The sequence below is a fragment of the Streptomyces sp. NBC_01445 genome, assembly GCF_035918235.1.
GTDB lineage: Bacteria > Actinomycetota > Actinomycetes > Streptomycetales > Streptomycetaceae > Streptomyces.
This window is the reverse complement of record NZ_CP109486.1, coordinates 1,013,255-1,036,854: the sequence shown is the minus strand read 5'-3', so window position 1 is coordinate 1,036,854 and position 23,600 is coordinate 1,013,255. Positions and strand designations below refer to the sequence as shown.

Genomic DNA, 23,600 nt, shown 5'->3' with positions numbered 1-23,600 from the left:
CCCGCAGACACGACGCGCCGCCGCTACGCGGCGGTTCCCGCGCGTCGCGCGGGAAGAACTCCCCGACTTCGTCGGGGAGTTGGCGGCACTCCGTGACGCCATGTCAGCACCGCTTCGCGCTGCTGACGGCTCGGATCGCTCCGCGATCCGGCCTAGCAGGCCCACGCTCCGCGCGGTCCCGCCAAAAACAGCTGGCTACACAGGCTGATCGGTGGGGGTGACGGTGCGTCTGTGTGTGGCGCAGGCTCTCTTGACGATCCGTCATGCTTCTGGTCGGAATCGGACAAGGTGAGAACCTCCCAATCCCGTGTGTGTCATCATGGCGAGCGGGCTAGATTATGGCCTGGATGCTTACCACCGACCGCCCCTGCTGGCCCTGACTTGACCCCTGCCGAGCATATCTATCACGGGAGACCGTAATGGCAGCAATGAAACTTCTTCCACATCAGGTCGAAGCTGTCGATGGGATTCTGAGGACCCTTCAGACCCCGGCCGATGGCTGTATGCCGGCGCAGGGACTGCGGGCGCAGGTCGTCTCTGCAACTGGGTCGGGCAAGACATTGATGGCGGTGGAGGCAGCTCGCCGTCTGAAAGCGCGGCGGGTGTTGGTATTGGTGCCGACGCTGGATCTGCTGATCCAGACGGCCGCCGCGTGGCGGGCCGGCGGCCGTGGTGGGGGCATGGTGGGGGTGTGCTCGCTCAGTGCCGCGGACAGTCAGGGCGTGCCGTGCACGACCAGCGCGGAGGAGTTGCGGTTGTGGCTGCGGGGCCTGGAGCAGGTCACCGTGTTTGCTACCTACGCCTCGCTGGGGCTGCGGACGCTGCAGCGGGCGCACGGAGCCGGGGTTGGGGTCTGGGACCTGGTCGTGGTCGACGAGGCGCACCGGACGTCCGGGGACGCGGGCAAGGCATGGGCGGCGGTGCATGATCAGCAGCAGATTCCGGCTGAGCGGCGGTTGTATATGACGGCGACGCCGCGGGTGTGGGAGGCCGGTGGTGAGGTGCCGCGCATGGTTGCTTCGATGGACCGGGACAGCGAGATCTTCGGCCCTGTCGCGTTCGAGTTGAAGCTGTCGGAGGCGATCCGGCGGGGCATCGTGGCCCCCTACCAGGTCGTATGCCTCGATATCCGTGACGAGGACGTCTACCGGGCGCTGCAGGATGCGCCGTTGGGTGCTGACCGTGTACGGGGAGCGCGCCTGGCGGCGTTGCAGACCGGGCTGTTGACTGCGGTCGCTGAGGAGAAGCTGCGCAGGATCTTGAGCTTCCACAGTCGCGTTGCGGAGGCGGAGGCGATGGCGGTGGGGTTGCCGGCCGTTGCAGAGGAGCTGCACGCCGATGACCCTGAGCGGTTCCCGACGGCGGGGCGGGTGTGGGCGCGGTGGCTGTATGGCGAGCATCCTCCTTCCCACCGGCAGGCCGTGCTGGGGGAGTTCGCGTCCGACTTCTTCTCGGGCGAGGACGGGCGGGAGGTGAAGGCGGCCGTACAGGTTCTGGCGTCTGTGAAGGTGCTCGGGGAAGGTGTGGATACGGCCCGGTGTGATGCTGTGGCGTTTTGTGATGCGCGGGGTTCGATGGTGGAAATCGTGCAGATGGTCGGCCGGGCTTTGCGGATGGGTCCAGGTGGGGGAAAGCTCGCCACATTGGTGGTTCCGGTATTCCTCGGAGCCGGTGAAGAGAGCAGCGAAATACTGGTCTCGAATTCCTACGACACTCTCAGCAAGGTCCTTGCGGCCCTGCGGGCACACGACACGGAGACTATCGAGGCCCTCGCTGATCCCCGTGTACGCAGCGGGAGTTGGGGGCCTGATGACTCACCGGAGATGGTGGCCGACGCTGACATCGATGATGCAGACGGCGAGGTGGACTCGGAGAGCGCTGATGAGCGGGTGGTGAGTGCGCCGGCCGCGGAGCTCCTGCGGTTCAGTACACCGCGCGATCCCGCGCTCATCGCACAGTTCATTCGGCTGCGGATCATCGATCCGGAGAATGCGTACTGGCGGCGCGGTATCCAGGCTGCGATCCAGTTCCTCAAGGAGACCGGTGCGCAGGCCCTGCAGGCGCGGCAGCGGTACGTGACGCCGGATGACTGGTCCCCTGCGCGGTTTCCGCTGGGGGTGTGGTTGGCGGACCAGCGCAAGTACTACAGCGCGGAGCTGCTCGGGGGTGAGCGGGTGCGGCAGTTGGACAAGCTGGGCATGGTGTGGAACGCGCACGACAATGCCTTCGATGAAGGCCTCGCCGTCGCCCGCGCGTGGGCGGAAGAGCACGGGCATCTGCTGGCGCCGGTCAGTGCCGTCGGTGAGGGCGGGTTCCCGGTCGGGGTGTGGCTGAAGAACCAGCGGGCTGCCGCCCGGCAGGCCGTGGAGGCTGCTCTCGCGCACGAACAGGGCCGGCTGGTGCCTGCGGGAGGGTGGGGACTCTCAGAGAGCCGTCAGGACGCGTTGGACGCTATCGACCCGGGCTGGTGCCCGGCGTGGGACACCGCGTGGCAACGCTGTTTTAGGCTCGCTAAAAGCCACATCGATGCTGGCGGCACACTCCCCCACGGGCCCGGTGTCCTGGTCGTGCAGGGCGAGGACCTCGGTGTGTGGGTGCAGGCGCAGCGTCTGGGGTGGGACAGGCTCGGGGCGGCGCAGCAGTGGCTGCTGGAGAGCGTGCTGGGCGTGGAAGAGGCGGCGGAGGCGGAGCGGGTGGTACGCCGCACCCAGGACGACAAGTGGATGCTCAACCTGACCGCCGCACGCCGCTTCCACGCCCGGGAGGGGCATCTGAACGTGCCCAGGAAGCACGTTGAAGAAGTCCCGTCCGGGGTCGAGGGAGCCGGGGGCGGCGCGAACGGCCAGGATGACGGCGCGGGCGGGGCGCTGGTGCAGCTGGGGATGTTCCTCGCCAACACTCGCCGACGCGCCGACAAACTTACCGGTGCACGACGTGCAGACCTCGATGAGCTGGGCATGCGCTGGTAGGGGCGTGCAGCCCTCTTGGTGATTCAGCTTGTCACTGCGTCCTCGAGTTTTAAGAAACCGGCAGGCGCAGGGTCAGGGCTCCCCAGGTTCCGGTGGTCGGCATGTGTGGTTCGACAACGGTCTGGGTGAACGCGCCGTATGCCCATTGTGCCTGTTCGTCATCTGTGGCTCCTCGGCCGACCACGACACCGCGCAACAGCCATCCTGGACCGTCGCAACCGATCATCCGGGCGTTCTGCACGGTTCACTCCCGGTCGGGGTGGTGACCGGAATCCGGGTGCGGAGCTCGGGTCCTGCTCTGCCGATGGATTCATGCGCTCTGCCGCCATCACCTCGGATATTGCTGGCGAGGTCGTTGCGCACCGACGCCCAGTCACGGGATGTGATGGAGCGGAATGCCTGAAGCTGCAGGGCATTTGCTCCGTTGATCAACACCGCTTGCACGAGCGCGCTGCGCGTTTCGTCGTAGCTGACCTCAACACGCACGCTGGGCGTGCGCGGCACCAGGAGACCTCCAAGGTCCCAGCGGTCCAATACCGCTGCTGGAGACCCCAGTTCGGAGGCGTCCCAGGGCCCGGACACGGTTCCCCGCCCTGATCGCGATACAGCCATGAACTCCCCCGTCCCATATGCGTGGGGCAGGAGCGTAGCGAGACCAAGCAACGCGCAGCCAGGGCTGCGCGCCGCCTTCCCGCCTCAGATCGCAAGCCACAGCGCCCGCCAGGACTTCTATTTCGGTCCCGACCGGCTCCTGCGGCGCCACGACTACCACGTCGACGTGGCTGGCGGATTCGCCGCCGCACAGTACGTCTACGACTACGCGGAAGCGGACGGCATCGTGCTGCCCACCAAACGCCGGGCTTACCGCCGCGACACTGACGGTCGTCCGCTCCTGGAGCAAGCATGGTTTCCATCGACCTCAGCAACGTTCGCTTCAGCTGAGAGAGCCTTCTGTCGATGCCCCCTCTGTGCCTGTGTGTGCGGCGCGCACCGCCCTGAGCCCCGCCTGCGGGTGTCCTGTGGCTCACCGTCGGCTGCCGCCGTTGGGTCTGTCTGGTCATCTTGTCGGGAGGCTGTCGGCGGTCCGACTGGGTGTGGCCGCAGTTGTCAGGCGGCGAAGCCGATGTTCATGACGTACTCGTAGGCGCCGTAGTCGGAGCCGAGGTCGATGGTGATGCCGTCGAACCATGCCTCGTCCATGGCCTCGTCGTCATCGGCTGCCCATGCCTGCACCATCCGGTCCCAGTGCCGCACGTTGAGGGTGCGGAAGGAGACGTCGCGTTGGAGCGGTCGGGGGACCTGGGCTTGGTTGAGGGGATGGAACTCGACGCGGGTGCCCCGGCCTTGCCGGTTGAGGCGCTGCAGCAGGTGCCGGGCGACGTTGTGGCGGCGCACCTGCCGGTAGGCGTCCTCCAGCTGTGCCAGGCTCTTTTTTGACGGTGAGGCCTTGCCCTCGGCCCAGCGTTTCAGTGTGCGGTCGGTGACGGTGAGGCCGGCCTCGCGTGCGGCCGTGCGTGCATGGTCGGTGCGGGTGAGGTAGTGCAGGCGGGCCAGCATGCCGCGGCGGGTGGTTGCGGGGCTGGCGATGAAGGCGGCCAGGTGATCGAGCTGGCGGGCCGCGGCCTCGTAGCCCTTGATTCCGCGGGCGCCGAACTTGCCGAACTCAAGGTTCCTGTCGGGCACTTACTCCCCCTCCCCCGGCTGCAGGGTCTCGTCGCCGGCGGCTTTGGCGGTGTAGGTGTCCTTCACCTTGACCTCGGTAACGCCACGGCCCTCGGGGAAGACACTGTGCCAGTCGCCGATGACGTGGAGTTCGTCGGTGCCCATTGCACGCACCACGGTCAGGCCTTCCTCGTGGGCCTTGTAGGCCTTTGTCCAGAGGTTGGCGAAGGCCTGGGAGCGGATGAGGTGCATCCAGTCCGGGCGGTACAGCTCCCGGTTGTAGTTCGACTCCCCCATCGTGGACACGAATTTGGAGTACATCGCTTTCACGTACTCCAGTGTCACTTCGTCCTCGTCGCTGATTGCCTGTTCGCGGGCGTCTTTGAGGGCGATGCGGAACTTCTCCAGGAGGTTCTCGGTGGCGCCGGAGGTGTACGACTCGTGGATCTGTGGCGGGTCGCACAGGCCGTATTTCGGGCCGGACAGGCGTAGCAGGAGACGCAGGGTGGGTTCGGTGACCCACAGGGGGCCGGGTTCGTCCCGGTTTCCGATCGGGTTCGGCAGCACCGCTTCGTGTTCCCAGTGCGGTGGGGTGATCAGGTGGACGCCTGCGCGGCGCCGGTCGTGGTCGAAGCCGGTGGAGTGTTCCAGCTGTCCGAGTGGGAGGTGGGTCTTGAGGGCGGAGAGGTAGGCGCCGTTGATGTCGAGCGCGGTCACTTCGTGCTCACCGGGCGGGAGCTCGTGGCGGGTCCACTTGGGGCGGGCTTCCCAGATCCGGTCGGCGCCCTTGGCGGTCTGCTTCTTGAGGATGTCGGGGATCCAGGGGTGGGCGATCACGTCGTAGCGTGCGCCCTTGCGGGTCTGGTCCAGCAACGCCATCGCGTCCGGGATCGCCCGCTTCAGCAGCGCGGTACTCGCGGCTTCGACGTCGCCCTCGTGGGCGGCGAGCGCGGCTTGAACGGCTTGGTGGATCGTGTCGGCCGGACCGGACGGTTCCTGGAACGCCCGTCCACGCGGGGCCGGTTTCTTCGGCCGTTGCGCACCGTGCGCCGCGTGTGGCGGGCGCGCCGAAGGTGACGGTTGGACCTGCGGAGCGCTCGGAGCCGCAGGCGTGGCCGTAGGCGTGACCGTAGGCGTCGTGGCGCCGGCGGTGGGCCGGCAGTCGGCAGGGTCCAGGTGCTGGGGAAAGCCAGCGACGCGCTGCCGGGCCGGGCTGGCGCACAGGACGCACGGCTCGGGCGTGGCCAGAGTTTCGACGTCGTCTGTGTCGTCCCTGTCGTCTGCGTCGTCGGCCGGTGAAGGTTCGGTCGCGTCGGTGGCGGCAACCGGGGCCGGTGCCACCTCGTCCGCCTCGGGCTCAGGCCCCGCCTCGGCCTCGGAGTCGGGTTCGGGCTCTGGCTCGGCGGGCGGCGCGAACTTCGCAGCCAGGCCGTCAAGGAGGTAGGCGTACTTCGCGCGCGTCTCCCCCGCCGGGTCACGCCCCGATTCCCACCCGGTGACCGTGGACGGGCTCACGCCGAGTGCCCGGGCCACCTGCGCCTTCGACAGTCCCGCCTGCTCGCGCAGACTCCGGCGCACCTCGGTGTCGGGAAGCTCCTCCTGCGGGGTGAGCGAGGCGAGCAGGGAGTCGATCGCGTCGAACTCGCTCATCACTGACCCGCCCCCTTGTCCGAGCGCCTGGCGCGGCGCCGCTCGGCCAGGGCCGGGGTGACCGTCTCCTTGACCCGCTGCTCACCCCACCCGGTGATCTGCGCCGCCCGCCCGATCCGGCCGTGCACCGGCCGCCCGGTGACCGGATCACGGGCCAGATACACGCGCAGCGCATCGGCGACGCGGTCCTCGGCGTCCTTCAACACCTCGACCGCATCGGCGAGTTCACGCTCGTCATCCACCTCTGACACACTCCAGACGATACCACTTTCAGTGACATACATTAAAATCGTGACGGTCGCCGTTTTGAGTCAGGCCATCGCGGGACAGTGCGTGACCAACCGGGCGGCTTGAGGGTGCAGGTCGCATTCGGCGTGCGGTCAGGCCCGTGACGTGCATGAGCGGGGAGCGGGGCATCAGGCCGTCGAGGGAGGCCATGCACGCGTCCTGCAGGTCGTGCGTGACACCTCGCATCGTCGATGGCCGCCGTCATCGGCACCTGCGCACACCCTGATGTTCAGCGGTACTCAGCACGCAGGCGGCCTGCATGACGGTCGGGAAGCACGGCCCGTGACGGTGAAGACGGCGGCGGTACGCGGCCCGAGGGGGCTCACGTGGTGGTGTGGTCCTTCGGCGGTTCGGGCTGGGTGTGGAGGATGTCGCGGGCCTGTTCCGCGGCGCGGGCGATGCTTTCGGAGACGAAGTCGAGGAAGCGGGCGATATTTTCGAGGCGGGTGGCAGCGGGAGTGCCGGAACCGAGGACGCCGACGCCTTGTCGCGCGATGTCGACGACATGGGCGGTGGAACGGGCGGAAGCCATCATCGACTGGTACATGATGTCGTTGTCGACGACGTAGCGCTCACGGCGGCGGTCGTCGCGCTCCCTGCGGACCATCCCCTGACTCTCCAGGAACGCGACCGCCTTGGAGATGGACGCCGGGCTGACCTGGAGACGCTGGACGAGTTCGGCCGCGGTCAGACTGCCCGTGTCGGTGAGGGTGAGGCAGGACATCACCCGGGCCATCATCTTCGGCGTTCCCGACTGTATGAGGACGGTCGTGAACGTCTCCTCGTACGCGCGCACCGCTTCCGCGTCACGTCCGTGGGGCTGCGCCGGCGTGCCCGGGTTGCGGGGCGCTGCCGGCTGCTTGCGGCGGGAACGCTGTTCCGTGGCGCGGTGAGCGAGGTCCGCGCGGTAGGCGGTCGGGCCGCCGTTACGCATCACCTCACGCGTGACCGTCGATGTCGGGCGGTCCAGGGTTCTGGCGATCTCGGCATAGGCCAGGCCATCGGCCAGCCCCAGCGCGATCTGTTGACGGTCCTGCTGAGTAAGTCTGCCTCCCGGCATTGCGCTCCCCTTCTCCTTCACAGCCCTGCGCCGGCCCCGGCGCCCATCCGCGGCCCGGCGTTCGTACTCGACCACCGTGCCCAGCGGCCGGCATTCGCGTCCGGCATCCCTGACTGGTGTCCGGCGGGTCGACTATAGCGTTCACGCCCATTCCATTGCAACGACCAGGGTTACGGGTCGTTGCATTAGAGCCCAGGCCATTGCAATGAAATCCCTGCAACTACCTGCAGTTATAGGGTTCTTGCGCAACAAGAGTGTTGCCCGATCCTTGAATGCAACGTAGCGTTTCTCTCATCAGAAACAACGGATCGAAGGAAAACACCATGCAGAAGTTCGACACCCCCGCCGCCGTCCTCGCCATCCTGGACATCCCCGCAGGACGCATCCAGTTCATCGCCGCCGACCGCGCCGACACCACGGTCGAGATCCTGCCCGCCGACAAGTCCAAGAGCCGCGACGTGAAGGCCGCCGAGCAGGTCACGGCCGAATACGCCGACGGCGTCCTGCACATCGAAGCAGCCACCGCGAAGAACCGGATCCTGGGCAACTCCGGATCCGTCGAGGTGACCGTCCAGCTGCCCGCCGGCTCCCGCGTCGAGGCGAAGGCCGCCGCCGCCGAACTGCGCGGCGTCGGACGGCTCGGCGACGTCACCTTCGAAGGAGCGCAGGCCCTGGTCAAGCTCGACGAGACCGCCAGCGCCCGCCTCACCCTCCAGGCCGGCGACGTCTTCGTCGGCCGCCTGAACGGCCCCGCCCAGATCAGCACACAGAAGGGCGACCTGAACATCGCCGAGGCCACCAGCGGCACCGTCGAACTGCGCACCGAATCAGGCGACATCACCATCGGCGCCGCCCGCGGCGTGTCCGCCACCCTCGACGCCGGCACCACCTACGGCCGCATCCACAACACCCTCAAGAACACCGACGGCGCCACCGCCGCACTCACCATCCACGCCACCACCGCCCACGGCGACATCACCGCCCGCAGCCTCTAACCCACCCGCAGTCTCTGAGGAGCAGTCACCATGACGACCATGGCCATCACGGCGAACGGGCTGCGCAAGTCCTACGGCGACAAGACCGTCCTCGACGGCATCGACCTGCACATCCCGACCGGCACCGTGTTCGCCCTGCTCGGGCCGAACGGCGCCGGAAAGACCACCACCGTGCAGATCCTGTCCACACTCATCTCCCCCGGCCCCGGCACCGGCGAGACCCGCGTCGGCGGCCACGACCTCACCGCCCAGGCGCAGACCGTGCGTGCCGCGATCGGAGTCACCGGGCAGTTCTCCGCCGTCGACGCACTGATCACCGGCGAGGAGAACATGCTCCTCATGGCGGACCTGCACCACCTGCCCAAGTCGGAAGGACGACGCATCGCCGCCGAGCTGCTCGAGCGGTTCGACCTCACCGACGCCGCATCGAAGCCCGCCTCCACCTACTCCGGCGGCATGAAACGCCGCCTCGACATCGCCATGACCCTGGTCGGCAACCCGCGGATCATCTTCCTCGACGAACCCACCACCGGCCTCGACCCCCGCTCCCGCCACACCATGTGGGGCATCATCCGCGAACTCGTCACCGACGGCGTCACCGTCTTCCTCACCACCCAGTACCTCGAAGAAGCCGACGAACTCGCCGACCGCATCGCCGTACTCAACAACGGCAGAATCGCCGCCGAAGGCACCGCCGACGAACTCAAGCGCCTCATCCCCGGCGGACACATCCGGCTCCGCTTCACCGACCCCGACGCCTACCGTTCCGCCGCCTCCGCGCTCGACGACGCCGCAACAGACGAGGAGGCCCTCGCACTGCAGCTCCCCAGCGACGGCAGCCAGCGCGACCTGCGCTCCATCCTCGACCGCCTCGACACGGCCGGCATCCAGGCCGACGAGCTGACCGTGCACACCCCCGACCTCGACGACGTGTTCTTCGCCCTCACCGGCGGCGTCGGCGTGCCCGCCCAGCCGAACCAGCCCAAGGAGGCTGTCCGATGAGCTCCCTGTCCCTCGCCGTGCGCGACTCGTCCACCATGCTGCGCCGCAACCTCCTGCACGCGCGGCGCTACCCGTCGCTCACCCTGAACCTGCTGCTCACCCCGATCATGCTGCTCCTGCTGTTCGTCTACATCTTCGGCGACGTCATGAGCGCCGGCATCGGCGGCACCGGCGCCGGCCGCTCCGTCTACATCGCCTACATCGTCCCCGGCCTGCTCCTGATGACGATCGGCTCCACCACCATCGGCACCGCGGTGTCCGTCTCCAACGACATGACCGAAGGCATCATCGCCCGCTTCCGCACCATGGCCATCCACCGCGGATCCGTCCTCATCGGCCACGTCATCGGCAGCGTCCTGCAATGCATCGCCAGCGTCGTGCTCGTCGGCGCCGTCGCCGTCGCCATCGGCTTCCGCTCCACGGACGCCACCGCCCTCGAATGGCTGGCCGCGTTCGGACTCCTCGTCCTGTTCGCCACCGCACTCACCTGGATCGCCGTCGGCATGGGGCTGATCAGTCCCAACGCCGAAGCGGCCAGCAACAACGCCATGCCCCTCATCCTCCTCCCCCTCCTGTCCAGCGCCTTCATCCCCACCAACACCATGCCCGGCTGGTTCCAGCCCATCGCCCAATACCAGCCCTTCACCCCCGCCATCGAAACCCTCCGCGGCCTCCTCCTCGGCACCCACATCGGCAACAACGGCTGGCTCACCATCACCTGGAGCCTCGGCCTCACCGTCCTCGGCTACTACTGGTCCAAGGCAAAATTCAACAACGACCCGAAATAGCCCACATGACCACCCACAACCCCGTTCCGCCCCATGGCGGCGCACCCCGACACCACACAGGGGCACGCCGCCACATCCACGCCTTTACCGCGGTAAAGAAACTGGCCGCTGGCTCGGCAGCATGAGACCGGGACCTGATGCGCACTCAGGAAGGTGCACGAGGCGGTTCGGGGAGTTTGGGATGGTATGAACTCGTTGGGCAGGCTCGGACTTTACCGCGGTAAAGAATCTGCTCCGAGAAACTAACGTGTCGAGGCGTAATTTGATCTACGACGTTAGTAAGGTGACACGCATGAGTTCTCCAACCACCTCAGGCGACCGGGAAAAGGTCGTATCCAAGCTGCCGGGCCTGCTTCGCCAGAGCCTCAAGGTCAGATGCGCCCAGCACGGTCTCGAAATCCAGACGGCCATCGAACAGGCCGTCAGGGCCTGGACCGGGCTCGCCTCCGGGCTTGAACCTGTCGACACGGCCGGCGCCGACTCGTTCTCCACCTTCCTCCCGCACGGTCAGTGGGACGACTTCAAGGCGGTCACCAAGCAGCGCAGCGTGTCCCTCACTCAGGGACTGGCGCAGGCCGTGCACATGTGGCTGGACAGCCATCCGGCACCCGACATCGAACGGCCGGTCGTCACCCGGCGGTTCGTGGTGTGCAACCAGAAGGGCGGCGTGGGCAAGACCGCCATCACCGCCGGCCTCGGTGAGGCAATGGCTGAGGACCGCAACAGCCTGTACCCGGTCCAGATCGCCAAGCAGCTTGCTTCGGAGCCGGACGGTGACGAGGACCCTCTCGGTGTCGAGAACCTTCCCGGTATCGGCCTGCGCGTCCTCCTGGTCGACTTCGACCCCCAGTGCCACCTCACCAACCAGCTCGGTGCAACACCTCTGCCCATTTCGCAGGACGGCGACAGCCTCACCAACCACATGGGCGGCTCCCCCAAGGGCGACCTGCGGGATCTCATCGTCACCGTCGACGGGGAACGGTTCGGCGACCGTCTCCACCTGCTGCCCAGTTGTAACGACGCGTTCCTCCTGGACGTCCGGCTCTCCGGAGTCCGCGCCCGGGAAGCCGCGTTGGAGCGTGCCCTTGCACCGCTGGAAGCCGACTATGACGTCATCGTTGTCGACTGCCCCCCGAGCCTCGGCCTGAGCATGGACGCCGCCGTCTATTACGGGCGGCGCCGGAAGGACGAAGTGCCCGGCCAGTCCGGCCCCCTCGTCGTCGTCCAGGCAGAGGACAGCTCAGCCGATGCCTACGACCTGCTGACGAACCAGATCGAAGACCTGCGCAACGACATGGACCTCGATATCGACTACCTCGGTCTGGTCGTCAACCTCTACGACCCGCGGCGCGGCTACATCGCCACGTCCTCCCTCGAGGGATGGATGGACATTAAGGATCCGCGTGTCGTCGCGATCGTCAGTGAGCGCAAGGAGCAGAAGGAGGCCGTCCGAATGAAGCAGCCTCTGCTGTCGTACGCACCCAAGAGCCAAATCGCGATCAGCATGCGGGCCATGGCGCGGGAGCTCTCATGAGCAAGAAGGACCAGTTGGGCGGCGGACGATTCGGCAACACCCAGACCCGGCCTGTCAGCGCTCGGCGCCAGGCCGTCGCGGAAGCGACCGGCGTTGCCACAACCGGCGCGCCCGACAGCCGCCTGCAGACGCTTCCGCTCGAACAGCTCGTGCCGACGCGGTTCAACCCACGTCGCAACTTCGGCACTGATGAGGACCTCAAGGAGTTTGGTCGCAAGCTGGAGGTGAAGCAGCTTCAGCCGGCTGTTGCGGTCACGCGCGAGGCCTACCTGAAGCTGTGGGAGGAAGAGGCCGATGCGGTGGGGACCCATCGGTACGTCATCGCGAATGGCGAGCGCCGCTTCCGCGCTTCCCAGGCGGCGGGTCTTGGCACCCTTGAAGTCATCGTCGACGACACGCTTGCAGCGTCCAGGGCCACGTTTCTGGACGCGGTCCTGTCGGAGAACAACGACCGTGAGGACCTGGACCCCGTCGAGCAGGCCATCGGCATCCAGACGATGGTTGAGCAGCTCGGAGGCAAGGCCAGGGTCGCGGAGCACTTCGGCAAGTCGGCCGGGTGGGTCACCCAGCAGCTGTACTTGCTGAAGCTGGCTCCGGAACTCCAGGACCTCGTCAGTGCGGGTGTGCTGCCCGTTCGGGAGACTCGGGACCTGGTGAAACTTCCGGTGGAGGAGCAGGCCACTGCCTGGGCGAACCGGCTGGCGGCCCGGGCCGAGGAGAAGCTGGCGCCAGCGGATCCGGTAGATCCCCAGAGAGATCTGTCCCCACCGGCGCCGACGGCCCCGGTCTTTACCGCGGTAAAGAATCCGCAGACCGAGCCACCGACCGCACCGCCCCAGCCAGCTCAACCGACGCCGGTCTTTACCGCGGTAAAGAATCCGCAGACCGACTCACCGACCGCCCCGACCGCCCCGACCGAGCCAGCTCAGCCGGCCCCCGGCTTTACCGCGGTAAAGAATGAGGGTGCTGAGCCTGCGCCCCGGAGCGACGTTGCCCACGCAGCGATGCCGTCACCCCCGCCGGCTACCACTCCCGAAACTGTCCCCGAGCCCAGGGCCCACGAACTGACGGAGCGGGACACCAACGGTCACGAGGCTGACGGCAAGAAGTTCCCCTACGACAGCGGCGCCATGAGCGCGCACCTCCTGATCCGGAAGATGGAGACGGATGAGGAGTTCTTCAAGATGGTCGACATCCTGGTCGCGACAAAGCTGCGGAAGCGGCCCGCAATCTGACGTGTTGGGCCTGCCCATCGACAAGCCCCCCAACGCGCGACGCAGCCCAAGAAGGCCCACCTCCCATCGAAAGTGGAGGCGGGCCTTCTTAGCGTATGGAGATATCCGCAACTTCGGATGGTCTCGGCCGGTGCCCTCGATACCCATCTCTTGTGGCTCCGCAACGGGGCTCGCAGCTTCCCATCCGGCATGACTATTCCCCCTGTAGTTCGCATGATCCGGGGGAATGTCACCCCTCGGCGAGGCCAGAGCAACGCCCGCGACGCCCTCGTCATCTCCGACGCCGACGCTGCCCGCACCATCCCGCACGGCCTGCGCGACGTCGAGCCACCGGCGAGGCCATCGCCGGGCAGGAGACGATCGTCGGCTTCAACGACGACCTGGCCGGCGCGGCCACCCGCATCGCCAACCGCCTGCGCAGGCCTGCTCACCCAGATCCACCCCCACCCGGAACGCGTCCCAAGGCCCCCGACTCGACTACGCGGAGGCCCGGGCCCTTTTTCTCGAGCGGTTCGGTTCCGCGGCCGCCAGGCGCAAGGCCGGGCGCCGTCGCCCGATCCCTTGGCGCCGCGCATGTTCGGGCGCCTCGCAGAGGACATCCTCCTCACGCTCGACGCGCGACCGTGATCGTCCCGGGCACCGACGCGGTCGCGCTGATCGTGCCGGACCTGGCCCGCCCGCCCGCTCGCTGCGAGCCGTCCTGGACCAGCGCAAGCTCCTGGAGAAGCGCATCCAAGAGCTGCTGGACGAGCGCCCTCTGTCGAAGATCCTGACCTCCTTGCCCGGCATCGGAATGCGAACCGGTGCCCCGGGTCCCGATCGACGTAGGCGATGCGAGCGCGTTCCGACCGCCACCACTTCGTCTCCTACGCCGGACCGCCCTGGCAACCCGCAGTTCCAGATCATCGATACGCAGCGAGCAACCCTCCCGCCGGGACAACAAGCAGCTGATACGGGCGTTCTTCCTGGCCGCGTTCGCCGCGCTCGGCGACCCGGCTTCCCGGGCCTACTAGACAAGAAGATCACCCAGGCCAACTCCATACCCCGGCCCTGCTCTGTCTGACCGGACGCAGGGTCGACGTTCTGTTCGCCATGCTCCGCGACGGCACCTTCTGCCGGTCCCGGCCCGCAGCAGCCCGCAGTTGAACTCCGAGGGGATCTGCCAGCAGCACCATGCGGTCGGCCACGGGATCGAACCCGATCACCAGGTTCCCGTAGTCGCCTTCGGCAGGCAGTCATGCCCACCGGCTCGCCCAGCCGACAAGCCCGGGCCGAGGAGAAGCTGGCGCGAGCGGATCCGGTAGAGCTCAGGAGAGATCTGTCCCCGTCGTCACCGAAGGCTCTCGGCTTTACCGCGGTAAAGAATCCGCAGGCCGAGCCGCCGACCGCACCGACCGAGTCAGCTCAGCCGGCCCCCGGCTTTACCGCGGTAAAGAATGAGGGTGCTGAGCCTGCGCCCCGGAGCGACGTTGCCCACGCAGCGATGCCGCCATCCCCCGCTGGCCACGACTCCCGAACCTGTCCCCGAGCCCACGAACTCACGGAGCGGGACACGAACGGTCACGAGGCTGACGGCAAGAAGTTCCCCTACGACAGCGGCGCCATGAGCGCACACCTCCTGATCCGGAAGACGTGTTGGGCGTGCCCATCGACAAGCCCGTCAACAGGCGACGCCCATGAAGCCCTTCTCTCATCGCAAGGGGAGGCCGGCCCTCTTGGCGTATGGGATATCCGCAGCTTCAGGTGGTCTCGGTCGGTGCAGCCCCCACTGACCTTGCTATCTGCATTCTGCTACGTTGCCTGCAACGATAGGTGCAACGATGCCCGTCCAGCCGAGGAGTCGCCGAAGGCCTGTCACTGCAACAATGACTACACCTTTGAGTGCAACGATAGATGCTTCGTTATCTACTACTTCAAGTACTCGTTTCTGTACCGCGTGTGCTGCATCGTCACGCACTACAATAAATATTCAGATATCTGCAACGCTGCAACCAACGATGTTTCGTTCTCTGGAACGTGCTATCGCGCAAGCGATCTGACGATCTATGAGACTTCCGATCCAGCGAGCGATGGATCGATCTGCGCAACGTGCGATCCAGCGATCGATGCAGCTATCAGTCCATCTATCTAACAAACGAGCGATGCATCTTGCGTACGAACAAGCAATCGCCCTGACTAACCGTCAAGCGAACCAGCGAGCTGACTTTCTTACGCACCTGCTAACCAAGGAGCAAGCAGTCCAGCAAGCGATGCGGCGAGCGAGCGAACCATGTTGCGTACGAGCTGACAAACAGTCATGCGCTCAATGTGTGCAACCTGCAAGCAGACGGTCGAGCCATCGATCGCAACGACCGTTCCTTGCATGGCCGTGATAGGAGCTCGTCCTCGTTCGGCATGCAGACCGGGACGTCGCCCCTATGGCGCGGCATCGGCCTGAGACAGCGGGAGTTGGGCCGAGTGAGGCGAAGTCGCGCGTCACTCCGCACGGGTGACGTGAGTGCTGTTATCGTCATGCTTGATATCCCTGTGTCACTAGAGGAAGCAGTGGCGAAAGTGGTAGGCAAATCCGGACGAACTGCCGATCTCGGCTGCTCAAGCGGACATTGCACCTTCCAGGTTCGCCTTCTTCCCCTGGTGACAGATGTGAACTGGTATGAGGAAGCGACTCGCTAGAGAGGTGGGCACGCGTTGAAGGTCATCGCCGTGGCAACGCAGAAGGGAGGGGTGGGCAAGACCAGCACCACCGTCAACTTGGCGGCTGGCCTGGCCCTCGCCGGCGCCCGGGTACTGATCGTGGACCTGGACCCTCAGGCCCAGGCCGGAACGGCAGTCGGTGTGAACCTGGTCGGGGAAGACCAGCTGGCCCGCTCCCTGGGCTGGGTACTTCAGGCCCGGCTCCAGGGCATGCGCATGGATCTGGCCGGCGTCTGGTTCGATCGCTGCGAGTTGCTCGAAGAGTGGGAGGACGCCGGCACTTTGCATCTCCTCGCGTGTGAGGAGTCCACCATGACGTCGGCTCAGGACCTCATCCATAAAAAGGGCTTCCAGTCGACCCCCATACTGCGCCGGATGCTGGTGGAGATTGAGGATCAGTTCGACTTCGTCGTCATCGATACTCCGCCCGCCGTCTCCTCCCTGTCAGCGACGGCCCTGGCTGCGGCCGACTTCGTGATCACTGTGTGCATCCCGGAGTACCCGGCACTCAAGGGCGCCGCGGCGACACGGGGCACGGTCAAGTACGTCAAGGACCGCACGGGCGGGGAGTGTGAGCCGCAGTACCTCGGCGCCGTACTCAACCGGTCGAACCCTCCGTCCAGGTGGAAGGCCCAGGAAGTCAACATCCGCAACGGCATGCTGGATGCAGACCTCTTCCCCTTCCAGACCGATATCCGCCTCGACAACCGGATCAGCGACTCCTTCGCCTACGGGGTGCCCTCGGTCATCCGCTTCGCCAGCCACACACCCGGCAAGATGTACAGCGAGCTGATGGGCCAGATCGTGGAGCGCATGCAGTTGCCGGCGGAGAAGTGGCAGACACCGGAGCGCATCGAGAGCGAGGAGTCCGGTGACTGAGGAGCAACAGGCTCCGGCCCAGAGGAAGAAGAAGAAACAGTTCAAGCCGGCGGGTGCCGCTCTCGTACAAGGCCTCCTCTCGGGCGCCGACGACGTGGCAACGCGGTCCTTCATCGGCGGGGGACAGGGCAGCACACAGTCTTCGGCTCCGTCTTCTGCCCCTGTTCCCGCGCCAGAAGACGTTCCTTCAGTGACGGCCGAGCCCGCTGGGCTGCGTCTTCCACCGCAGGCCAAGGACTCAAGTCCTGCACCTGAAGCAGAGGACTCTGCGTCACCGGCCAAAGATGAGGCGCCTGCCCCGCAGCCAACGCGTCAGCGCTCGCCTACCCGCGCCCCCTCCCAGAACAGCAAAGGTCCGTATCACTCTGCCTCTCCCACACCGGCCGAGCCGAGGGCCGAGGAGGCGACTTCCTCCGCAGCCTCGACCGAAGCACAGGAGGAGTCAGCGAAGACGGTGCACAAGCCGGCTCGGGGGAAGGCGAGTGCGGCTTCCGCCCAACCGGCACAACAGGAGGAACGCAGCACGGACTGGGCTCACGCAGCGGTGCATGAGTCCTTCGCCGACGCCAAGATGCGATCCAACCAGTGGAAGTCCTACGGATTTCGCATCGCTCCAGATGTCCTCGCCCGCCTCAAGGAGCGTCTCAGCGCAGACCGGATGAGCAGCGGCAACAGGCAGCTCGCGATTGGCCACTACCTGGATGCCGCGTTGCGGCATGTCTCGGGAGACGTGCCGCAGTGGATCGATCGGGCCACGGACTTCGCCACCGAGCGGCTGTGGGACTCGGAGTCGACACAGCCTTCTTCGTATCGTGTGGGCAGTGTGGCTCACGCGTGGGTCTCCGGGCTCAGCAACGCATTGCAGTCCGCTGACTTCGGGCGCAAGGGCACTCTCGTGATCTCGGCGCAGGTGGAGCTCTACCTGGATGCGCTTGAGTCCGAGGGGCCGTTGGTGCGTCCGGAACGGCGTCGCCACTAGACGCGGCGTGGCCTGTGAAAAGGGGCTGGGGAGAGACAACCGTCTCTCCCCAGCCCCTTTTTCGCGGGCAGAGAGAGGGCAACGATCTATGCAACGTTGGCTGCAACGCTGGAACCAACGATGTGACGAGCAATCAATCATGCGAACGTGCAGACTAGCGATCTCACAATCCATGTGTCACTAGAACTCACGGAGTGACGGTAGAGGCATCTGGAGCTGATATCCGCTCAAAACCCCGTTATCGGCTGGGACTTACGTGAAGGGCGACACGCCGAGTCTCTAGTGACGCCAGGTTGACTGGTGCTGATTGCGCTAGGGTGTGATCACGATCAACAGACTTGTCAGGAGAGTCCAGCGATGTCGCTGAACCATGGCCAACTCAGCACCAGTGCCGTTGCCACAGCAGCAGGCCTCAGTGAGTCCTGGGCTTGGAAAGCTCGCGACCAAGGGGTCCTCCATGAGCCTCACTTCGAGGACTCGGTGGTGGCCCTTCGCGTGTACGCGTTCGTCTCTCAGATCGTCTGGCCCGGAACGCGCCGGCCACGCAGTGCCCGCCAGGACCTCGAGTTGTGGCAGTCGTCCGCAGTCGAAGCCGCCCGACAGGCTGTCTCCGACTCCAAGACCACGCCCCAGACCGTCCTGTGGGTTCTGGAGGATTCCGTTCATCTGGTCACAACACCCGGTGAGCGGGCGGCCTTCGACCTGGAACAGCTCGAGGGCCGGGTCGCCATCCGCATCCCCGTCGGGCTGTGGGTGGCAGAACTTCCCGACGCCATGGCTTCACTCAAGACTCGCCGCCGTCGCTCCAGCACCAAGGCAGCAACCGCGGCTTAGGGGAGTGGTACGCGCGGGCAGTCGCCAAGCTCCTCGCGCTGCTGCTCCAGACCGGCACAACCCACCACGGCCCACCAACGCGTAGCGGCCTGGGAGCTGCAATTCCCAGGCCGCGCGCGTCAGTAGAAGGAGATGACAGCCAGCTAGTCACTTCCAGCTGAATACCGCCTCACCGAACTCGTCATGCGTCCTTGGCCGGGCCGTCGAGTCGCGATGAGGGTTTGCCAACTCACCTATCTCCTACCGGAGCAGATTATAGCTACCCACGCATGGGCTGGTTCAGTGCTGCCTCAAACAGGCCCTGAAAACCACCCCAAGACGTCACAAATCACTCGATACGAGTTGGGCAACCCGCTCCAGCTGACGAAGACGATGCGCAACCGCCTGCTGGGGGCGGTTCGTGCGCTGGTGGCGGACCCCACGCTGCGGGAAGCATCGGACGGCGCCCGCCTCGCGGCCGTCGTGCTCACTGCGAAAGCCCAGTTCCGAGACGGGTACCTGACATCGATCTGGGCCTCGGAGCTTGGTCGGTGGCTCGGCGTATCCCAGTCGACGGTCGCGCACACCGTGCTGCCCGAGCTTCGTCGTTCCGGCGTGCTCGCCTCGAACGTGGCGACCAACGCCTTAGGGCACGCGACGGGCCTGAAGTGCTGGGTGGTGCCGGTGTACCGGGCGCAGAAGGCCGGCGACCGGCGGCACGCGCTGGCGTTGTCCCGCTCGGAGCTCTCGGTGCTGCTGCGGCTGTGCGAGGTGTTGTTCGGTCCGGGGTGGGCGCCGAAGGGCAAAGATCCGGTGCCTGCCGGGTTGCTCGCGGGCCGTACGGGCCGGGGTGCGGCGACGGACCGGCTCGGGCTGCTGCTGATGGTGCTGACGACGGGTTCGGCCGGCTGGCTGAGGCTGTGCCCCGGGGCGGTGGACAGCGGGCGGGGGCGTCCGGCGGCTACGGTCGCGCGGCTTCTGGGCTGCACGGCGGCGGCTGGGGCGAAAGTGCTCAAGCGGCTCCAGGAGTACGGCGTCGCGGACGTGGTGCGGCAGAAGACCGGTTCGGGTCTGCACGCGAAGTCACGAGTGCGCCTGGTGCCGGTGGCGGGGGCTCACGGCCTCGCCGTGCGGGAGGCCCGGCGGGCGGCCGGTGCGGTGTTTTCAGAGCACGCCGCTACTGCATCCGGAGATCTTGAGTCCGGCGGGACGGGCAAGACCCTTGTGGCTACTGGCGTGGAGGAACCTGGGCAGGGCGGAATCTCGGGATCGGCAGACCTCGCCACAACTGCACAGCACCACGCTCTCCACGCTTCTGTGGTGACGCTTGGCGGTTCTCTTGCGCTCTCTGGTGGCTTTTCCGGCGAAGGCCGTGGTGGGAACGGTGATCTGCCGGACCGCGCGTGCCCGCGCGAGGACAGGCCCGACCACGGCGACGCTGTTGCCCGGCTGACGCCGGTCGACGCCGGAGGTGGCCCGCTGCGCGGGGAACAGCCCAAGAAGTCCCCGGTCGTCGAAAGCGGGAAGGTCGGCCTCGGCCCGGTGACCGGCGCAAGCGCGCGGGCCACACACGGCCAGGGCCGGAGCAGGCAGCAGCAGGGAAGGGTGGCCCTGCCTTCGCAGGATCTGCGGGACGTCCTGGCTCCGGTCCGGCTGGTCTGGGGGCGGCTGGAGCGTCCGGCCGCCCGTCGCCTGGTGGAGGCCAAGGCCCGCACTGAGCTGGCCCGGGTCGTGGGCTTCGCCGGTCCCGCCGACGCCCCGCAGATCCTCGCTGACCGGCTGGCCCGACGGCTGGAGGACCAGTTGCGCCTCGGCGGGCCGATCACGGATCCGGTGGGCTGGCTCATCGGCCGGGGCCTGCCTCAGCGCCAGGAGTGCGGCGACGTGCGGTGTGACGACGGCGCCCTGCTCGACTCCGGCCGGGACTGCCCGCGCTGCGAGGACCGCAGAGTCGACCGCCGTGTGCAGCGGCGCGCGGTCGCGGCCGCCGTGGATGCCGCGATGCCTTCAGCGTCCGAGACCGAGCGCCGGACAGCCGCCGAGCAGCAGCTGCACGAGACCGTCGTGGCCAGGGCATGGGCCCGCGAGCGGGAGTGGGAGCAGGTCCGTGCCCGGCAGGCGGCTGCAGCACAGGCCCGTACCGAAGCCGCGGCACGCCGGCCTGTCCACGACGTTCCGGTCGCGCCTGTGGCCCTGGTCGTGGTGCCTGTGCCGCGCCCGGCTCCGGTCGAAGCCGACCATGAGCTGGTTCTCGAGGACTTGACCCGGGAGCAGGTTCTGGACTGGCGCGATCGCGCAGCTCATGACCACCAGGTGGTGTTCGACCACATCGACCGCTACGGCGAGACGTCGGCACAGCGCCTGTTCACCAGGTCGTTCGTGTCGCAGGTGCGGCGCCTGTCCGGCCTCGGGCACCTGGACCTCGGCTACACGGCCTGGGGGCAGGCGTGAGCGACGGTGAGGTACCGGACGTCGACCTGGCCTGGTGCGGCATCTCGGCTCCGGGGCGCCTTCAGCAGGATCGAGCGCGGAACCCTGGGCGTTCGCGCCCGGGAGGAAGCGCTTCTCTGGACTGCTCTGACCCGCAGGTTCCCACGGGTCCGCACGGTTGGCCTCAGCCGGGACGTTTCCGGTTCTCGATGTACTCCTTGATGATCGACAGCGGGGCGTGGCGTCCCCGCACGAGGCGGCAAAGTACGAGGGCGACCAGAAGTGGTCACCCCAGAGGTACGTGTGGATGTGCCCGGGAAACTCCTGACGGATCCTGCGGGCGGAGACGCCCTTGAGGGAGCCGACCAGCCGGGACAGGGAGACCTTCGGCGGGTAGTGCACCAGCAGGTGCACGTGATCGGTCTCGCCGTTGAACTCGACCAACTCTGTTTCGAAGTCCGCGCACGCGCGGCGCCATGACTTCCTCGCAGCGTCGAAGGATCTCGTCGGTGAACGGTCCGCGCCGGTACTTGGGTGTGAAGACCAAATGGGCGTGGAGGGTGTAGACGACCGTGCGACCCTTACGAATATTGGGGTTTGGCTCCCAGCGTGGTGACATAGATCGTTACGATCGCTGCGGTGAAGCTCGTGACGCAGGTCAAACTCGTGCCGGATGCCGTGCAGGTATCCGCGCTTGAGCGCACCCTGCGCACGGTCAACGAGGCCGCGAACTGGGTGTCGGCGGTGGCGTTCGAGCACGGTGTCCCGCGTGAGTACGAGCTGCGCAAGCACACCTACGGTGAACTGCGGTCGCGGGGACTGGGGGCGCAGGCCGCCCAGCACATCATCAAGAAGACCCGCGATGCCTACACGACCCTCAGGGCCAACATCCGTGCCGGGAACCTCGGCAAGTCTGGATCGAAGCGCCGTACCAAGGCCGAGTCCAAGCCGATCACGTTTCGGCCCGAGGCCGGGCAACCGTATGACGACCGGTGTTTGAGCTGGCAGTACGACGCGCAGACCGTGAGCATCTGGACAACCGCCGGGCGCATCAAGAACGTCCGCTTCGCCTGCTCGTCTGACGCACTCAAGACGCTCCGGGACCACCGGCAGGGCGAATCGGACCTGATCGAACGCGACGGCGTGTTCTACCTGCTCGCGACGTGTGACGTTCCCGAGGCCGAGCAGTACGAGCCCGACCACTTCATCGGCGTGGACCTGGGAATCGCCAACATCGCCACCACATCCACCGGCCACAAGACCGCCGGGCGCGGCCTGAACCGCCACCGCAAGCGGCAACTCGACCTGCGCAGGAAACTCCAGGCCAAGTCCACCAAGTCCGCCAAGCGGCTGTTGAAGAAGCGCAACCGGCGCGAACAGCGCCACGCGAAGAACCAGAACCACATCATCGCCAAGACGATCGTGACCGAGGCTGAACGCACCTCGGCCGGAATCTCCCTGGAAGAACTCAAGGGAATCCGGCAGAGGGTACGGCTCCGCAAGCCCCAACGGGTCGCGCTCCACTCCTGGGCCTTTGCCCAGCTCGCAGACTTCATCGTCTACAAGGCCCGCAGGGCCGGCGTCCCCGTGGTCTTCGTCGATCCCGCCTACACCTCGCAGCAGTGCTGCGAGTGCGGCCACATCGACAAGAAGAACCGGGCAAGCCAAGCCCTGTTCACCTGCCTCAACTGCGGGGTCGTTGCCCACGCAGACCGGAACGCTTCCCACAACATCGCCCGCAAGGGCGAAGCTGTGTGGACTGCGGGGCGTGAGTCACGCGTCCCTGCCACCCCATAAAGGTGACTGGACGGAGGAGCCCACCCAGCAGCCAGTTGGACGCTACCTCCAAGCCCGATCCTTCAGGACCGGGTCAAGTTGACATCTTCCAGGTGCGCAGGTGGTCGGCGACGGTGTAGACGTCGAGGCGGGTGTCGCGGATCTTGTGTACGAGGTCGGAGAGGGCGCCGTAGGGCGGGTCGATGGTCTCGCCGGACTGGTCCATGTACTGGGCGGCGACGAACGCCGCGTACAGGCTGTTGTGGTGGGGGAGCGGTTCAAGGCGGGCGATGGTGTGCAGGAGGGCTGCTGCCCGCCAGGCGTTGTCCGGGTCGGACTCCTCGAGGGTGGGCATCCTGGTTTTGTGGCGGGCGACGGCCGCCACGAGCGCTGAGTAGTCGGACACGCTCATGTCCTGGCGGCCGACGGCGAATTCCTGGACGTCCAGCAGCCACGCCACATCCACGTACAAGATCATGTCAGGCGGCCGCTGCCGGGGAGCCGGGCGACGGGGCTTCGTCGGGGAACGCCTCGTCGAACTCGGAGCGCAGCCTGTCGGCCCAGGCGGAGGCGCCGGTGACGAACTGCTTGCGCTGCAGCTCGCGTACGCCGAGGTCGTGCAGGTACTCCTTGAGGCTCTTGCCCTCGGCGGCGGCACCCGCGCGTACGGCTTCCATTTCCTCGTCGGTGAAGGACACATTGAGAGACGGCATACCGCCATGGTACCTAATTGGTACCTGCTGCGCGGCGGAGCGGGGGCAGCGATTCAAGCGACCGTAGCGACTCAGATGAGGACATTGCCGTCCGGGCCGGGTCGCGTGAGTGCATGTTCGCTGCAGAGTCGCT

Annotated in this window: 19 protein-coding genes and 1 pseudogene; 11 read left to right on the top strand and 9 right to left on the bottom strand. The window is 66.8% G+C overall.

What is annotated here, in order from left to right; all coding sequences use genetic code 11:
* Positions 1-419 precede the first annotated feature (419 nt).
* Entirely contained in the window at positions 420-2,969 is a 2,550-nt protein-coding gene (locus OG574_RS52575) for a DEAD/DEAH box helicase (RefSeq protein ID WP_326779440.1), read from the top strand.
* A 49-nt stretch (positions 2,970-3,018) separates the two neighbouring features.
* Here OG574_RS52575 and OG574_RS53045 read toward each other — a convergent pair whose 3' ends face one another.
* The 6 genes from OG574_RS53045 to OG574_RS52545 form a co-directional block, all read right to left on the bottom strand.
* Positions 3,019-3,195 (bottom strand): DUF3710 domain-containing protein, encoded by a 177-nt coding sequence (locus OG574_RS53045; protein ID WP_442816980.1) that lies wholly within the window; start codon positions 3,193-3,195, stop codon positions 3,019-3,021.
* On the bottom strand, positions 3,192-3,581 hold the full coding sequence (locus OG574_RS52570; RefSeq protein WP_326779439.1) for a DUF3710 domain-containing protein: 390 nt from the start codon (positions 3,579-3,581) through the stop codon (positions 3,192-3,194). Before OG574_RS52570 ends, OG574_RS53045 begins: the two co-directional genes overlap by 4 nt.
* A gap of 495 nt (positions 3,582-4,076) precedes the next feature.
* Complete coding sequence (locus OG574_RS52560) at positions 4,077-4,652, bottom strand: transcriptional regulator (RefSeq protein ID WP_326779438.1); 576 nt, start codon at positions 4,650-4,652, stop codon at positions 4,077-4,079.
* The gene (locus OG574_RS52555; protein ID WP_326779437.1) at positions 4,653-6,281 is read right to left on the bottom strand and encodes a helix-turn-helix transcriptional regulator; all 1,629 of its coding nucleotides are present in this window, start codon (positions 6,279-6,281) and stop codon (positions 4,653-4,655) included. It lies immediately after the preceding gene.
* Positions 6,281-6,532 carry a hypothetical protein gene (locus OG574_RS52550; protein WP_326779436.1) on the bottom strand — a complete coding sequence of 84 codons (252 nt, stop codon included), beginning with the start codon at positions 6,530-6,532 and terminating at the stop codon, positions 6,281-6,283. Before OG574_RS52550 ends, OG574_RS52555 begins: the two co-directional genes overlap by 1 nt.
* A 359-nt stretch (positions 6,533-6,891) precedes the next feature.
* On the bottom strand, positions 6,892-7,629 hold the full coding sequence (locus tag OG574_RS52545; protein WP_326779435.1) for a helix-turn-helix domain-containing protein: 738 nt from the start codon (positions 7,627-7,629) through the stop codon (positions 6,892-6,894).
* 323 nt (positions 7,630-7,952) lie between these two features.
* Between OG574_RS52545 and OG574_RS52540 the strand changes: the two genes are divergently transcribed.
* From OG574_RS52540 to OG574_RS52500, 9 genes are all read left to right on the top strand, one after another.
* The gene (locus tag OG574_RS52540; RefSeq protein ID WP_326779434.1) at positions 7,953-8,624 is read left to right on the top strand and encodes a DUF4097 family beta strand repeat-containing protein; all 672 of its coding nucleotides are present in this window, start codon (positions 7,953-7,955) and stop codon (positions 8,622-8,624) included.
* A gap of 30 nt (positions 8,625-8,654) precedes the next feature.
* The gene (locus OG574_RS52535; RefSeq protein WP_326779433.1) at positions 8,655-9,626 is read left to right on the top strand and encodes an ATP-binding cassette domain-containing protein; all 972 of its coding nucleotides are present in this window, start codon (positions 8,655-8,657) and stop codon (positions 9,624-9,626) included.
* Positions 9,623-10,414: an ABC transporter permease gene (locus OG574_RS52530; protein WP_326779432.1), complete on the top strand. Its 792-nt coding sequence runs from the start codon at positions 9,623-9,625 to the stop codon at positions 10,412-10,414. The genes OG574_RS52535 and OG574_RS52530 overlap by 4 nt, the downstream gene beginning before the upstream one ends.
* A gap of 292 nt (positions 10,415-10,706) precedes the next feature.
* Positions 10,707-11,948 (top strand): ParA family protein, encoded by a 1,242-nt coding sequence (locus tag OG574_RS52525; protein WP_326779431.1) that lies wholly within the window; start codon positions 10,707-10,709, stop codon positions 11,946-11,948.
* Positions 11,945-13,183 (top strand): ParB/RepB/Spo0J family partition protein, encoded by a 1,239-nt coding sequence (locus OG574_RS52520; protein WP_326779430.1) that lies wholly within the window; start codon positions 11,945-11,947, stop codon positions 13,181-13,183. Before OG574_RS52525 ends, OG574_RS52520 begins: the two co-directional genes overlap by 4 nt.
* A 2,703-nt stretch (positions 13,184-15,886) precedes the next feature.
* Positions 15,887-16,756 carry a ParA family protein gene (locus OG574_RS52515; protein ID WP_326779429.1) on the top strand — a complete coding sequence of 290 codons (870 nt, stop codon included), beginning with the start codon at positions 15,887-15,889 and terminating at the stop codon, positions 16,754-16,756.
* 454 nt (positions 16,757-17,210) lie between these two features.
* Positions 17,211-17,735, top strand: coding sequence for a hypothetical protein (locus OG574_RS52510; protein WP_326779428.1), 525 nt, complete (start codon positions 17,211-17,213; stop codon positions 17,733-17,735).
* 483 nt (positions 17,736-18,218) lie between these two features.
* Positions 18,219-18,569 (top strand): hypothetical protein, encoded by a 351-nt coding sequence (locus OG574_RS52505; RefSeq protein ID WP_234374823.1) that lies wholly within the window; start codon positions 18,219-18,221, stop codon positions 18,567-18,569.
* A gap of 183 nt (positions 18,570-18,752) precedes the next feature.
* Positions 18,753-20,999, top strand: coding sequence for a hypothetical protein (locus tag OG574_RS52500; protein WP_326779427.1), 2,247 nt, complete (start codon positions 18,753-18,755; stop codon positions 20,997-20,999).
* A gap of 163 nt (positions 21,000-21,162) precedes the next feature.
* Here the strand turns inward: OG574_RS52500 and tnpA are convergent.
* Positions 21,163-21,597: pseudogene (gene tnpA / locus OG574_RS52495) on the bottom strand (IS200/IS605 family transposase).
* 20 nt (positions 21,598-21,617) lie between these two features.
* Between tnpA and OG574_RS52490 the strand changes: the two are divergent.
* Positions 21,618-22,775, top strand: a complete 1,158-nt coding sequence (locus OG574_RS52490; protein ID WP_326779426.1) for an RNA-guided endonuclease InsQ/TnpB family protein — start codon at positions 21,618-21,620, stop codon at positions 22,773-22,775.
* 73 nt (positions 22,776-22,848) lie between these two features.
* Here OG574_RS52490 and OG574_RS52485 read toward each other — a convergent pair whose 3' ends face one another.
* Both OG574_RS52485 and OG574_RS52480 read right to left on the bottom strand, forming a co-directional pair.
* Entirely contained in the window at positions 22,849-23,232 is a 384-nt protein-coding gene (locus OG574_RS52485; RefSeq protein ID WP_326779425.1) for a toxin Doc, read from the bottom strand.
* A gap of 1 nt (position 23,233) precedes the next feature.
* Positions 23,234-23,467 carry a hypothetical protein gene (locus OG574_RS52480; RefSeq protein ID WP_326779424.1) on the bottom strand — a complete coding sequence of 78 codons (234 nt, stop codon included), beginning with the start codon at positions 23,465-23,467 and terminating at the stop codon, positions 23,234-23,236.
* Between the last annotated feature and the right edge of the window lie 133 nt (positions 23,468-23,600).

Bases quoted from the DNA above. Each gene is read 5' to 3' on its own strand.
- OG574_RS52570 (WP_326779439.1), bottom strand. From the start codon at position 3,581: ATGGCTGTATCGCGATCAGGGCGGGGAACCGTGTCCGGGCCCTGGGAC.
- OG574_RS52525 (WP_326779431.1), top strand. From the start codon at position 10,707: ATGAGTTCTCCAACCACCTCAGGCGACCGGGAAAAGGTCGTATCCAAG.
- OG574_RS52545 (WP_326779435.1), bottom strand. From the start codon at position 7,629: ATGCCGGGAGGCAGACTTACTCAGCAGGACCGTCAACAGATCGCGCTG.
- OG574_RS52530 (WP_326779432.1), top strand. From the start codon at position 9,623: ATGAGCTCCCTGTCCCTCGCCGTGCGCGACTCGTCCACCATGCTGCGC.
- OG574_RS52520 (WP_326779430.1), top strand. From the start codon at position 11,945: ATGAGCAAGAAGGACCAGTTGGGCGGCGGACGATTCGGCAACACCCAG.
- OG574_RS52480 (WP_326779424.1), bottom strand. From the start codon at position 23,467: ATGCCGTCTCTCAATGTGTCCTTCACCGACGAGGAAATGGAAGCCGTA.
- OG574_RS52575 (WP_326779440.1), top strand. From the start codon at position 420: ATGGCAGCAATGAAACTTCTTCCACATCAGGTCGAAGCTGTCGATGGG.
- OG574_RS52485 (WP_326779425.1), bottom strand. From the start codon at position 23,232: ATGATCTTGTACGTGGATGTGGCGTGGCTGCTGGACGTCCAGGAATTC.
- OG574_RS52535 (WP_326779433.1), top strand. From the start codon at position 8,655: ATGACGACCATGGCCATCACGGCGAACGGGCTGCGCAAGTCCTACGGC.
- OG574_RS52500 (WP_326779427.1), top strand. From the start codon at position 18,753: ATGCGTCCTTGGCCGGGCCGTCGAGTCGCGATGAGGGTTTGCCAACTC.
- OG574_RS52555 (WP_326779437.1), bottom strand. From the start codon at position 6,281: ATGAGCGAGTTCGACGCGATCGACTCCCTGCTCGCCTCGCTCACCCCG.
- OG574_RS53045 (WP_442816980.1), bottom strand. From the start codon at position 3,195: ATGATCGGTTGCGACGGTCCAGGATGGCTGTTGCGCGGTGTCGTGGTC.
- OG574_RS52540 (WP_326779434.1), top strand. From the start codon at position 7,953: ATGCAGAAGTTCGACACCCCCGCCGCCGTCCTCGCCATCCTGGACATC.